Annotated in this window: 5 protein-coding genes; all 5 read left to right on the top strand. The window is 68.7% G+C overall.

All coding sequences use genetic code 11. The annotated features are described in order from the left end of the window. Nucleotides 1–26 precede the first annotated feature (26 nt). The 5 genes from pglX (at nucleotide 27) to ACZ4D5_RS30465 (ending at nucleotide 14,274) form a co-directional block, all read left to right on the top strand. Complete coding sequence (gene pglX, locus ACZ4D5_RS30485; RefSeq protein WP_467775656.1) at nucleotides 27–3,797, top strand: BREX-2 system adenine-specific DNA-methyltransferase PglX; 3,771 nt, start codon at nucleotides 27–29, stop codon at nucleotides 3,795–3,797. 26 nt (nucleotides 3,798–3,823) lie between these two features. Beyond that, nucleotides 3,824–7,723, top strand: a complete 3,900-nt coding sequence (gene pglY, locus ACZ4D5_RS30480; protein WP_467775655.1) for a BREX-2 system ATPase PglY — start codon at nucleotides 3,824–3,826, stop codon at nucleotides 7,721–7,723. After that, nucleotides 7,723–10,641 (top strand): BREX-2 system phosphatase PglZ, encoded by a 2,919-nt coding sequence (gene pglZ, locus ACZ4D5_RS30475; RefSeq protein WP_467775654.1) that lies wholly within the window; start codon nucleotides 7,723–7,725, stop codon nucleotides 10,639–10,641. Before pglY ends, pglZ begins: the two co-directional genes overlap by 1 nt. Nucleotides 10,642–10,711: 70 nt before the next feature. Then, complete coding sequence (brxD, locus tag ACZ4D5_RS30470; RefSeq protein WP_467775653.1) at nucleotides 10,712–12,064, top strand: BREX system ATP-binding protein BrxD; 1,353 nt, start codon at nucleotides 10,712–10,714, stop codon at nucleotides 12,062–12,064. A 53-nt stretch (nucleotides 12,065–12,117) separates the two neighbouring features. Beyond that, a complete protein-coding gene (locus ACZ4D5_RS30465) occupies nucleotides 12,118–14,274 on the top strand; it encodes a DEAD/DEAH box helicase (protein ID WP_467775652.1) in 2,157 nt (718 codons plus the stop codon). Nucleotide 14,275: the final 1 nt, after the last annotated feature.

The following is a 14,275-nucleotide window of genomic DNA, read 5'->3' as shown; positions in this document are numbered from 1 at the left end:
TCTCCCACTCTCCACAGGAGCCGTACGTGATCGACCGCAAGAGCCTCCTCACCGACCTGCAGAAGCAGGTCAGGGCGGCAGAGACTGACCTCGAGCAGCAGGTCAAGGCTGTCCCCGAGGTCGGGACGCGGCTACGCGGCGAGTACGACCAGGCCCGGAAGCTGGGCCGGACGGCGGCGACGTGGAACGCCTGGCTCGGTGAACGGATCACGCAGGTCGCGGTGGCCTGGGTACTGGGTACGGTGTTCGTCCGATTCAGCGAGGACAACCGACTGATCGCCGAGCCGTACATCACGGCGCCGGATGTGGCGGGGCGGGAGACAGCGCAGGCACGGTACGAGGAGTATCTGGAGAAGGATTCCGATCCTACGTATCGAGGGTGGCTGGAGACGGCGTTCGCCGAGTTGGGGGCTGGGCAGGCGGGGCGGCTGCTCTTCGATCAGGAGCACAACCCGCTGTACCAGATTCCGCTTTCGCACGACGGCGCTGGCGCGCTGCTCGCGTTCTGGCGGGAGCAGCGCGCTGGCGAGGGTTCGGTCGGCGCGGACGATGAGTCCGGTGAGGGCAGCGGCCCGGTACTCGTGCACGACTTCAGCGATCCGCTGAGCGAAGACGGCACCAAGGGGTGGGATACCCGGTTCCTCGGGGACCTTTACCAGGACCTGAGCGAGGCGGCCCGCAAGACGTACGCGCTACTGCAGACGCCGGAGTTCGTGGAGGAGTTCATCCTCGACCGGACGATGACACCGGCAGTGCGGGAGTTCGGCTTCGAAGAGCTGAAGATGATCGACCCGACGTGTGGGTCGGGTCACTTCGTGCTCGGGGCGTTCCGGCGGCTGGTGCGGATGTGGGCGTCGCAGCGACCCGAAGTCGGCCCGTACGAACGGGTGCGGGCAGCGTTGGAGTCTGTGCATGGGGTGGACCTCAACCCGTTCGCGATCGCGGTTGCCCGCTTCCGGCTGCTGGTCGCGGCGATGGCTTCAAGCGACATGCGAACGTTCGCGGAGGCGCGGAAGTATGAGTGGCCAATCCAACTCGCGGTGGGCGACTCGCTGCTGCCAACGGAACACCGGCAGGAGGGTCTGTTTGGCGACGAGCAGCTGAGCCTCGGCGACAGTGTGGAATCGGGCGACGCCGAAGCCCCCTACTACGCGCTGAGCACAGAGGACGTGTTCGAGTACCCGCAAATCCTGAACAGGGGCCGCTACCACGTGGTGGTGGGGAATCCTCCGTACATCACAGTCAAGGACAAGACTCTCAACGAGCTGTATCGCAAGCTGTACGACGCGTGCGCTGGTACGTACGCGCTGTCGGTCCCGTTCGCGCAGCGCTTTTTCGAGCTTGCGGTTCGGGGCGAAGAGAAGTCCGGGCTCGGCTACGGCATGGTCGGTCAAATCACGGCCAACTCGTTCATGAAAAGGGAGTTCGGGTCGAAGCTGATCGAGATTTTCTTCCGGGATCAGGTCGAACTGACAGAGGTCATCGACACGTCGGGGGCGTACATCCCGGGGCATGGGACGCCGACGGTCATCCTCGTCGGCCGCCCGCTGGATTACACGGGCGCCCGCCGGGCCACCATCCGCACGGTCCGTAGCGTTCAGGGGGAACCAGCCGCACCGGAGAACGCGGCAGAAGGGCTGGTCTGGCGATCGATCGTAGAACAGATCGACCGTCCCGGAAGCGCAGGGCAGTGGGTGTCCGTGGACGATCTGGAACGCGGACGGTATTTCGCGAAACAGCCTTGGGTACTCGCAGACGGCGGACGAGAGCTTCTCGAAACACTGTCCGAGAAGGCGCCGGAGACTCTGCTTCATGCGATCGACCCAGGCATTGGACGGGCAGTACGAGTTGGCGCTGACGATGCCTACGTGAGGCCCGTCCGACAGACCTACCAGACCAAAGCGGACCAGACAGCGCTGCGTCCGTTCCTGACCGGCGACGGAGTGAGGGATTGGAGCTCGAAGGCGAGCAACCGGATCTGGTTCCCCTACGCGGAGGGGATTGACCGGCAGCAATTTCAGGAAGAACTGTGGGCATTCCGCACTGACCTACGTGAACGCCGGACATTCCAAGGTGATATGGCTGATGCAGGGCGCGAATGGTGGGAGTACATGCAGTACACGTCCTCTGCCTATGCAACGCCGCTCTCCCTGATGTTCGCCTTCGTGGCGACGCAGAACCACTTCGTCTTGGATCGAGGCGGCAGCATCTTCAACAAGCACGCTCCTGTAATCAAGCTGCGCAAGGGGGCGAGCGAGGAGGAGCATGTGCGGCTACTTGGGCTGCTCAATAGCTCCACCGCTGGGTTCTGGCTGAAAATGGTGAGCCAAGCGAAAGGGGGTAGCGGTTTGGGTCGGGGAATCCAAAGCGAAGCCTGGGAAGAGCGCTACGAGTTCACGGGCACCAATTTGGAGGAATTCCCTCTTCCTGCTGAATACCCAACCACTCTCGCCACCGAGCTCGATTCCCTCGCCCAGCAACTCGCCGCGACATCCCCCGCCGCGCTCGCCGCCGAGGCCGTCCCCACCGCCGCCGCGCTCCGTGAGGCTGAGGCCCACTACAACTCCACCCGCGCACGCATGATCGCCCTCCAGGAGGAGCTGGACTGGCAGGTGTACTCCCTCTACGACCTACACTCCGAGGATCTGCGCCTGCCCGACACCTCCACCGCGCCCGAACTTGCCCTAGGCGAGCGAGCTTTCGAGATCGTGCTCGCACGACGGATCACGGCCGGTGAGGCCAGTGGCGAGTGGTTCAAGCGACACGGCTCGACGCAAATCACGGAGATCCCCGCGCACTGGCCCGCCAACTATCAGGCGCTCGTGCAGCGGCGGATCGAGGCCATCGAGTCGAACCGAGCCATCGGAATGGTGGAACGCCCCGAGTACAAGCGGCGCTGGACCACCGAGGGCTGGGACTCCATGCGCCAGAAGGCGCTGAAGTCCTGGCTGCTCGACCGGATCGAGGACCGCGCCCACTGGTTCGACCCCAGCGGCAACCCCACCGTCATCGCCCTCGCCCGCCTCGCCGAAAACCTGTCCGCCGACGAGGACTTCACCTCCGTCGCCGAGCTGTACGCACCCCGGCAGGACCTCGTGAAGACCGTACGGGGGCTGCTGTCCGAGGAGCACGTGCCCTTCATCCCGGCCCTTCGCTACAAGCCGGCCGGGCTGAAGAAGCGCGCCGACTGGGAGCACGTCTGGGGCCTCCAGCGTGAGGAGGACGCCGCGCCCGACGAGCCCGCCAAGCGCAAGATCCGTGAGCGGATTCCCGTACCGCCGAAGTACACCTCGGCTGATTTCCTGAAGCCGAGCTACTGGCGTGCGCGCGGCAAGCTCGACGTTCCCAAGGAACGGTTCGTGTCCTACGGCACGGTCAACGCGCAGTCGCCGGAACTCTACGGGTGGGCCGGCTGGGATCACCTGGAGCAGGCGCTCGCGCTCGCCTCGTACATCCAGCAGGCCGGGCTCGGCGAGGACGAGCTCGTGCCGTATCTGGCCGGGTTGCTGGAGCTGCAGCCGTGGCTGGAGCAGTGGTATGGCGAGTACGACCCGGAGTTCGGAGCATCACCGGCTGCCGAGATCCTGGCGTTCCGGCAGTCGAAGCAGGGCGAGCTCGGGCTGACGGACGACGCGCTGCGGGCCTGGCGCCCGGCAGCCGCCACCCGCGGACGCGGCGCGAAGAAGGCCGCCACCCCGAAGAAGCGCGCCGGCGCGAAGGCCGCCGACCCGGCGTCCGACACGGACACCATTACCAACGCAGCAACCGATGCCGCCATCGGCACCGAGTCCGACTGAGCAGGGCGAGGAGAAGCAGACACATCATGGCGTTCATGAGCAAGAGCAACACTCGCCCCGAAGACCGGCCGCTGCTGCGCGAGTTGATCGACATCCCGGAGTCGGTGTCGACCTCCGACTTCGTGCTGAAGCTGAACGAGGCGGTCACTCCCGAGGGTGCCGAGGCTGCGCTGAAGGACTACGTCGTCACCGACCGGCTGCTCGGCAACTTCGACGAGGCGCTCGACCTGATCAAGTCGGCGCTGGACAGTCATTCGTCCAAGGCGGCCTATCTGCACGGTTCGTTCGGTTCCGGTAAGTCGCACTTCATGGCGGTGCTGTATGCGCTGCTGTCGCGGAATCAGGCTGCTCGGGCCCGCGCGGATCTCGATCCCGTACGGACGCGGCACTCCTGGCTGGACTCGGACGACCGCAAGTTCCTGCTGGTGCCGTACCACATGCTGGGCTCCAAGTCCCTGGAGCAGCGCGTGCTCGGCAAGTACGTGGAGCACGTACGCAAGCTGCACCCCGGATGCCCGTTGCCGCAGGTCTATCTGACCGACGGGCTGTTCGAGGACTTCGCCGAGCAGCGTCGACGGAACGGCGACGAGCGGGTGATCGAGCAGCTCGCCGATGCCGGTGACGGCCAGGAGGACGAGTGGGGTGACTCGTTCGCCTGGACGACCGAGCTGCTCGATCAGGCGGTCGCCGCGCAGGAGGAACACGACAACACCAAGAGCCTCGACCTGGAGAGCCCCTCCACGCCACAAGAATTGAGGGCCCGGCTCGTTCAGGACCTCACCCAGACCCTGTTCCCCTCCTTCGCGCGGAACGCCTCCGAGGACGCCGACGGCTTCGTCTCTCTGGACAAGGGGCTCGGCATCATCGCCGCCCACGCCAAGGACCTCAACTACGACGGGCTCGTCCTGTTCATGGACGAGTTGATCCTGTGGCTGGCCTCTCGTATCCACGACCAGAAGTTCGTCTCCCGCGAAGCCGACAAGATCACGAACTTTGTGGAGGGCGCAGACGAACGGCGCGCCATCCCGGTCGTGTCGTTCATCGCCCGCCAGCGCGATCTGCGCGAGCTGGTCGGCGAGGAGATGTCGGGGGCCGCCGAGGCCGCCGTACAGGACACCTTGAAGTTCAGTGGTGGGCGCTTTGACAAGGTGGTGCTCGAGGACCGGAACCTTCCGCAGATCGCACAGGCCCGGCTGCTCAAGCCGGCCACCGACGAGGCCGAGGCGAAGGTGGAGGCCGCGTTCGCCGACGCCAAAAAGCTCGGCCCGGATGTGTGGGACACCCTGCTCGGTCACGACAAGTCGACCACGGGGGCGGATGAGACCGCGTTCCGGCGGACGTATCCGTTTCCGCCGGCGTTCATGGACACGCTGGTGCACATCTCGGCCGCGCTGCAGCGCTCCCGTACCGGTCTGAAGTTGATGAGCCAGCTGCTCGTCGATCACCGCGACGACTGGCGGCTCGGGCAGCTCGTGCCGCTCGGTGATCTGTACCCGGCGATCGCGGGGGGCGGTGACAAGGCGTTCAGCGGGGAGACCAGTGTTCACTTCGAGGCCGCCGACAAGCTGTACCGGGACAAGTTGCGCCCGTACTTGCTGAAGGCCAACCAGGTCACTGAGGACCAGGTCGAGGCGTACCGCCGTCATCCCGAGACCCTCAACGATCCCCAGCTCACGGCCCGCTGCCGGGACTTCACCGGTGACAGTCGGCTGCTGCAGACGCTGCTGCTTTCCGCACTGGCGCCGAGTGTGCCCGCTCTCGCGGATCTCACCCTCGCGCGGCTGCATGCCCTCAACCATGGTTCCATCACCACCCGTATCGCGGGTACCGAGGTCGGCCGCCTTGAGCACAAGGCCAAGGAATGGGCGGTGAACTTCCCGGAGATAAAGGTCACCGGTACCGGGCCGGGTGCGGTGGTGCGCCTGGAACTCACCGGCGTCGACCTGGACGCCGTCCTCGCCAACGCCCAGGTCCACAACAACCAGGGCAACCGGCGCACCAAGATGCGTGCCCTGCTCAAGGACGCGCTCGGCGTCAGCGATGGTCCCGGCGGTTTCGACGCGTACGACGTACTCGGCCTGGTGTGGAAGGGGACCGAGCGGCAGGTCGAGGTGGTCTTCGGGAACGTCGCCGATCCCGACTCCCTGCCCGAGACCACTCTGCGTCCCAGTCAGGACGACGCCTGGCGCCTCGTCGTCGACTTCCCTTACGACGAGGGCGAGTTCGGCCCGATGGATGACTTGCAGCGGCTGCGCGCCCTGCGGGAGAAGCCTGGCGGTGACTCGCGGACCCTTGCCTGGCTTCCCACCCATCTGACGGATGCCTCCCGCGCCGACTTCGAGCGTCTCGTCGTCATCGACAAGGCTCTCGCGGACGAAGCCCGCTTCGATGCCGAGTATGCGCGGAGCCTGAACGCGGACGACAAGGAGCGCGCCAAGGGCATGCTCCAGTCCCAGCTCGTCGTCCTCACTGAGCGGGTCAGCCTGTCCCTGCGGCAGGCGTACGGGCTTGCGCAGAAGCAGGAAGGGGTGGTCGACCTCAGCTTCGAGAACCATCTGGTCGCCCAACAGGACGTACCCGATTTGCGGCTCCCTCTCGGGGCGCCGCTGGATTCCGCTGCCCGCGATCTGGTGGGCAAGCTCCTTGCGCAGCAGTACCCCGCGCATCCTGACCTGGACCCCGACGGCTCGGGCAGGCCCGTGAAGCCTGCCGAGATCAGGACCGTCTTCGAGTACGTCCGTAAGGCCGCCGAGGACCGTGACGGACAGGTCGAGGTAGAGGCCAAGGACCGCAAGGTCATGGCGCGGATCGCGGGCGGGCTCGGTCTCGGCGCCATGCGGGAGGCGTACTACCGGCAGTCCACCGCCTGGCCCGACCACTTCAACGCCCAGGCCCTCCGGGACGGCGTCGCCGAGCCGACCCTGGTCAAGCTGTGCGACTGGAGTGAGCTGCCCAATCGGCGTGGGCTGCCGGAGCCGTTGCAGCGGTTGGTGGCCGCCGCGTATGCGGAGATGACCGACCGGGTGTGGGTGCGCGGCGGGGTGCCCATCGAACCCGCGCCCGCACCAAACGAGTTGAAGCGGGACTACGCGCTGCGCGAGCAGCAGCTGCCCAGCGAGAGCGACTGGGACGAGGCGCGCAAGCGCTTCGAGCCGATGCTCGGGAAGGGGGCACCGCAGTTGCGGCGCGGGCGGATCGTCAACCAGTTCGCCGGGCAGATCAGGCAGGCTGCCGGAGCGCTCGCGCAGGACACCGGACGGCTCGTCGGGGAGCTGGAGAAGCACCGCGACTTCCTCCAGCTCAGCGACGACTCGCCCCGGCTCGTTCTCGCCCGACGGGCGCAGGAGTTGGTCAAGGAGGTGACCGAGGCCGGGATCGATGCCAAGTCCGTGGTGGACCGGCTCGCCCGCTTCGACCTCGGCGACTTCACCCCACATCGCTTCGGCATGTCGCTGATGAGTTCCGGGAAGGTCGCCGACGCGCTGCAGAACACCGTCTGGGACCAGCTGAGCCTGGCCGACACCCTCGACGTGGACGGCGCGGCGATCCTGGAGCGGGTGCGGGACGCCGCTGCCGGCGACCCCGGTGACTACCCCGACCTGCCCGGAGTATTGACCGCCGCCGGCCGGGAGGTGCTGTCCCTGCTGAGGTCCCGGCGGACCGCGGCCGAGCAGCCCCAGCCGCCCGCCGAACCGCCGCCCAGCTCCGAGAGCGTGGATCTGAACACCGGTTCAGCCCACCCGCAGGTACTACCGGAGCCAGGGCCGGGGCCAGGGCCTCAGACTCCGTCGCGGTCCGCGGCCCGCTCCGGCGGCGGGCGTACCACCGCCTCCCGAGCCGCCGCCGAACTGCAGGCTGAGATCGCGGCGCTCGCAGCCGAGAACCCGAACGCCACCGTCGAGGTCGTCTGGAAGGTCGTCGACTGATGCCCGACACGGTCACCACAGCCCCCACGACCGTCGGCCCCGCCCGACTGTCCGCAGGGACCGTCCGTCAGTACGTCGCCGCCCGCAGCCGGCTCGGCGATGGCACGCCCCGCGTACTGCTGCTGCGAGCCGCTCCCTCTTGGGACGCGCCCGCCGTGCAGCGGACGGCTGGCGGGCTGCAGGTACGGGTGGCCGTGGCTCCCTCGGTGCTCGCCGTACACGAACAGATCCTGGGCCATCTCGACGCGGCGGAGCCCGTCGATCCCAAGGTCCTTGTCGTCCTCACCGACCGCGAGGACACCGACCTCGACCCCGGGCTGCTCGCCCGTGTCTACGGCGGCCGGATCCGATCCGTCGACAACTGGGAAGTCGTACAGGAGGCGTTCGACGCGCGCGGCCTCGACGGGCGGCTGCGCAGCGAGAAGTGGGCGGCCGAAGCTCTTCTCGACGCTGCCGCAACCCGGGGCTGGCCCTCACTCGGCAGGGGCCTGCTCTCCCGCGACGAGGCCCTCACCCGGCTGGCCCGGCGGCGCCTGCGGCTCGGCCGCCACGACACGAACCCACTCGGACGGCCGGCCGCTCACGACGACGGAGACCGCATCGATCCGGTCGCACTGTTCCAGTGGACCCTCACCCCCGGTGGACCGGACCTCCTGCGTGACCTGCGCGGCCCGGAGCGGGCCGGTCTGGCCCGCTTCCTGTCCGAGCCCGAACAGGGCGGTTCCACCGGCCGGATCGTCACCGCTCTGGTGGACGCCGAGCACGGGGCGGACGCGGCGGCGTATGCGGTGGTGTGCGCAGCGCTGTGGGGGCACGCGGAAGCCGACCACGACCTGTACCGGGCGCGCGGGCGTGCCGAGCGGTGGCTCGGCGAGGCGCCGCCCGCCCAGGGTGACGATCTCGACAGGCTCCTCACCTTCTTCGGGCAGAGCGGTGAGACGTATGTCCGCAGCCTGGTCGACCGGAGAGAACACCGGCTCGTCGACCCCGTCCTGACGCGGGCCGCACAGCTCGTCACGCAGTTCGGGGCACAAGCTGCCGCTTCGGCCAGCCCTCTGCTCGAAGCCGGACTCGACGCACGTTTCACCACGGCGGGCCACGCACTCGTCGACGGAGGCGGGGAGAAGGTCGCAGCCGCCGTCACCGCCCTGGTCGAGCACGCGCTGGCCACGGACGGTACCAACCAGGCCCGAATCGAGCGGGTACGGATGGCAGCACGGCTGCGGCGCTGGCTCACGACCCAGCCCGAATCCGACATCGCCTCGGTGGCCGACGGCACCGCCCGTCAGATCCACGAACTCGGCTGGGTGGACCGAGCTTTGGAACACCTGGAAGCGGGCGGCGACGCGGACGCCGCACTCTCCGATGCGTACAGCCGGATCGGCAACCAGGTCCGCGAGCGGCGCAGGGAGCTGGACCAGGCATTCTCCGAGCGGCTTGCGGTGTGGACCACGGACGGCACCGATCCCCGCTCCATGCTCACCGTGGAGAGGTTCCTCAACCGCGTCGTCACGCCTGTCGTCCAGAGTCCTGGCCGACGGGTTCTGCTGCTCCTCGTCGACGGCATGAGTGCGGCGATCGCCGCCGAGCTCGGCGAAGAACTACGAGGCCAGTGGGCCGAGTTCGACCCCCTCGCCGAAGCGACCGGGGTGCCGGTCCGACGGGCGGTGGCTGCCGCACTGCCCACACTGACCGCCGTCTGTCGCACCTCTCTGTTCGCGGGCACCCTGATGAAAGGCGACCAGAACGACGAGAAGCGGCTCTTCCCTCTCCATCCCTGCTGGAACGGGGCCCCGGCTGCCGTATTCCACAAGGACGACCTGCGCGGCCCCGACACCGGCTCGCCCTTCTCCACCGCTCTCACCGAGGCGCTGGCCGACGAGCGCACCCACGTCGCGGTCGTCCTCAACACCGTGGACGACCGACTCGGCAAGGAGCAGAAGCTCGGCGACGGCGCATGGGCCGCGAAGGAGATCGGCGGCCTGGAACCGCTTCTGCGCGCCGCCCGAGCGAACGACATGACCGTGCTCATCACCTCTGACCACGGCCATGTCGTGGAGCGGCGCAGTAGCAAGCTCGATGCGGCCGGCGGCACCGTCGGCTCGGCACGCCATCGCACCCCCGGCGGACCTATCGCACCGGCCGAGATCGAGCTGTCCGGGCCCCGGGTCGTCTGGCCGGAACCGGGATCGCGGATCGTCGCGCTGCGCGACCACGACGCCCGGTACACCGCGCTAAAGGCGGGCTATCACGGCGGAGCGACACTCGCCGAGTTCACCATCCCGCTGCTCGCCCTCCTGCCGTTCGGCGCTGAGCCGCCCGCAGGTTGGCGCGAGCTGGGCGACCCGGCACCCATGTGGTGGGAGGGCGCCGAGGCTGCAGTCGAAGTTGAGGAAGAAGCGGCGCCTACCCACGACGCTGCCCCAGTGCACCCGCAGCGTAAGCAGTCCAAGAAGTCCGCCCCGCCCGTGCCCGAGGGCGTCATCGGCCTCTTCGACGAAGAGGAGGTGGCGCCCCCGACACAGCAGGCAACTGCCGAACCTGCACAGCAGGCCGTTGCCGAGCCTTCGAAGACGGAGGTCGCCCCCTCCCCTGCCCCGGCAGCTGCCCCAGCCACCGCACTCGTGGAGCGACTCATGGCCACCGAGCTGTACCGGACGCAGCTGGACCTGCTCGCCCGTAAGCCACGCGACAAGACGGTCCTCCCGAAGGCGCTGACCGCGCTCGTCGAAGCGGGCACATTGTCGATGACCGCCCTCGCCGAGCGCGCCGGCCAGCCGGCCACCCGCGCCCCTGGCTTCGCTGCGACGCTCGCCCAGATCCTCAACTACGACGGCGCCCAGATCCTGGAGATCCTCCCCGACAACCGCACCCTGCGCCTACACCGGGCCCAGCTGATCGAGCAGTTCGGTCTGTGAACCCATGCCACCGACCCCATCGGCCTTCGAACCGGCGGGACCGCGTCCGGCCGGATGGGAGAGTGTTCCGGTGAACGGGTTTGAATCTTCAGCCTCCGGTGCCACCGCCCCCGTCGGGGCCGTACGCCGACGCGCCGTGGTGGACGCGCTGCGGCGCGGCGCTGTCCCCGAGAGCGGTCTCGACCTGCTCGCCACCGGACTCGGCCGGTTCGAGCAGGCAGTCGACGAAGAACTGGACACCGTCGCCGCCGGCGGCTCAGTGTTCAAGGCCGTACGCGGCGAGTACGGCTCCGGCAAGACCTTCTTCACTCGCTGGCTCGGCGAACGCGCCAAACGGCGCACCTTCGCCGTGGCCGAAGTGCAGGTGTCGGAGACCGAGACACCCCTGCACAAGCTCGAGACCGTCTACCGGCGCCTCACCGAACGCCTGACCACCGCGAGCTTCCCACCCAGCGCTCTGCGCCCGGTAACCGACGCCTGGTTCTACGCCCTGGAAGAAGACGCCCTCGACGACGGCACCGGCGAGGGGGAGCTGGCGCAGGCGGTAGACCGGCTGCTCACCGCCCGCCTGGCCGAGGTGTCCCGGCACGCGCCCGCCTTCGCCACCGCCCTACGCGGATACAAGCAGTCCCTGGACGCCGGCGACGAGGCCACCGCCGCCGCAGTGATGTCCTGGCTCGGCGGCCAGCCGCACGTCGCCGCAGCCGCCCGGCGCAGCGCCGGCGTCCGAGGCGACCTCGACCACTTCGGTGCCTTCGGCTTCCTGCAGGGCCTGCTCACCGTGCTCCGAGATGCCGGACACGCGGGACTCATCCTCGTCCTGGACGAGGTGGAAACCCTGCAACGGGTCCGCTCCGACGCCCGCGACAAGGCACTCAACGCCCTGCGCCAGCTCATCGACGAGGTCCACTCCGGCCGCTTCCCTGGCCTGTACCTCGTGATCACCGGCACGCCCGCCTTCTACGACGGGCAGCAGGGCGTCCAGCGACTCGCGCCGCTCGCCCAGCGCCTCGCTACGGACTTCACCACGGACCCGCGCTTCGACAATCCGCGGGCCGTCCAGATCCGCTTGCCTGGATTCACCGAGGAATCGCTGGTCGGACTCGGATCCACCATCCGTGACCTGTATGCCGAAGGCTCCCAGTCCCCCGATCGCATCAAGCAGCTCGCCGACGACGTCTACCTCACCGACCTGGCCCGAGCTGTGGGCGGAGCTCTCGGCGGGAAGGTCGGGGTCGCACCGCGGCTGTACCTGAAGAAGCTGGTCGGCGACGTACTCGACCGGATCGACCAGTTCCCCGACTTCGACCCGCGCACGCACTACAAGCTGACCGTGGGCAGCGGTGATCTCACCGCCACCGAACGGAACTTCGCCGCGCCCGCACCGGCCGCCTCGGCGGACGACCTCGACCTCGACCTCTGACGACCCAGTTTCCGAAGTCCCCAACTTTGACGAGCAGCCCTGGAGTTACAGACGTGCAGGAGCAGCCGCGCGGCACCGACCCGGTGGATCGCCTCGACCCGGTAGTCCTGCACCACATCGTCAACACGCTCGGGTGGCCCGATCTACGACCCCTGCAGAAGGCGTCCGTGTATCCGCTGATGGACGGCGAGGACGCGGTCCTGCTCGCCCCGACGGCCGGCGGGAAGACGGAGGCCGCTACCTTCCCGCTGCTGTCCGCCATGCGAGAGCAGCGCTGGACCGGCACCTCTGTCCTCTACCTGGCCCCGCTCAAGGCGCTCCTCAACAATCTGGTGCACCGGGTCGACAGCTACGCCCAGTGGCTGGGGCGGCGAGCCGCCCTCTGGCACGGCGACACCCCCGAGTCCGTACGCCGTCGCATCCGCACCGAGTCCCCCGACTTCCTTCTCACCACGCCCGAGTCCCTCGAAGCGATGCTCATCAGCGTCAAGACCGACCACGCGCACATGCTGGGCCGGGTGCGTGCCGTCGTCGTCGATGAGGTGCACGCCTTCGCCGGGGACGACCGTGGCTGGCACCTGCTCGCCGTACTCGAGCGCCTGGAGCGGCTCGCCGGCCACCGCATCCAGCGCATCGGCCTGTCCGCCACGGTAGGCAACCCCGACGCCCTGCTCACTTGGCTCCAAGGCGCGAGCCCAGCCGACCGCCCCGGCCGGGTCGTCGCCCCCGGCGTCACTCTGCCCGCCACTTCTGGCAACGCCAGCAGTACCGAACTCCCGCGCCCCGCAGGAGAGGTGGAGCTCGACTACGTCGGATCGCTCGCCAACGCCGCCAAGGTGATCTCCGCCCTGCACAAGGGCGAGAAACGGCTCGTCTTCTGCGACTCCCGCAAACAGGTCGAAGAACTCGGTGCGGCGCTGCGCGCCCGCGACGTTACCGTGTTCCTCTCCCACGCCTCCCTCTCCACCGACGAACGCACACGCTCCGAGCAGGCATTCGCCGAAGCCCGCGACTGCGTCATCGTCTCCACCTCCACCCTCGAACTCGGCATCGACGTCGGCGACCTCGACCGCGTCATCCAGATCGACTCACCCAGCACCGTGGCCTCCTTCCTGCAGCGCATCGGCCGCACCGGACGCCGCTCCGGAACCTCCCGCAACTGCCTGTTCCTCGCAACACGGCCCGACACCCTGCTCCAAGCAGCCGGCCTGCTCACTCTGTGGGCCCGAGGCTGGGTGGAACCCGTCACCCCGCCGCCCTCACCCCGCCATCTCGTCGCACAACAACTCCTCGCAGTCACCCTGCAGGAACACCGCATCGGCGACCGGCTGTGGCCCGAGCAGTGGAACGGCCTGGCTCCCTTCGACCAGTCCGCCGCGCCCATCCTGTCCCACCTGGTCGCGGAAGACTTCCTCGACAACGACGGCGGCATGCTGTTCATCGGCCCCGAAGCCGAGAAGCACTTCGGTCGCCGTCACTTCATGGAGCTGACCGCATCCTTCACCGCGCCCCCCGAGTTCACCGTGCTCGCCGGACGCACCGAGATCGGCACCACCGACCCCACCGTCCTCACCGAAGAACGCCCAGGCCCGCGCCGCCTGCTGCTGGCCGGCCGCAGCTGGCAGGTCACGTTCATCGACTGGGCCCGCCGCCGTGCCTTCGTGGAACCCGTCGAGGACGGCGGCATCGCCAAATGGCAGGGCAGCGAAGCCCGCAGCCTGTCCTACGCCCTCACCCGCGCCATGCGCGACGTCCTCCTCGGCACGGACCCCGACGTCCGCCTCACCCGCCGCGCCGACGCGGCCCTCGCCGAACTCCGCCTGGACCTCGCACCCCACGAAGTACACCCGGCAGGCACCCTGCTGGTCCGCGACGCCGACGCCACCCGCTGGTGGACGTGGGCCGGCTACCGCGCCAACGCCACCCTCGCCGCCTCCCTCGGCAACCTCGCCGACCCCGTACAGCGCCCCACCGACACCCATATCCGGCTCCGCCAGGACCTCGCCCCCACCGACTGGAAGACCGCCCGCGCCGAACTCCCCGACTCCCTCACCCTGCCCACCGTCGACCCGCGAGCCGTCCGCGGCCTGAAGTTCTCGGTAGCCCTCCCGCCCCGCATCGCCACCACCACCCTCGCCGAACGCCTCGCCGACTTCGACGGCGCCCTCGCCACGGCCCGCGAGCCCGTACGGATGGAATGGGGCACCTAAA

The organism is Streptomyces sp. NPDC025651 (assembly GCF_055558735.1).
This window is presented reverse-complemented; position numbering and strand designations above follow the sequence as displayed.

What these genes read in the sequence shown, in the direction of transcription:
- pglY (WP_467775655.1), top strand. Translation starts at nt 3,824, where the DNA reads ATGGCGTTCATGAGCAAGAGCAACACTCGCCCCGAAGACCGGCCGCTG.
- pglZ (WP_467775654.1), top strand. Translation starts at nt 7,723, where the DNA reads ATGCCCGACACGGTCACCACAGCCCCCACGACCGTCGGCCCCGCCCGA.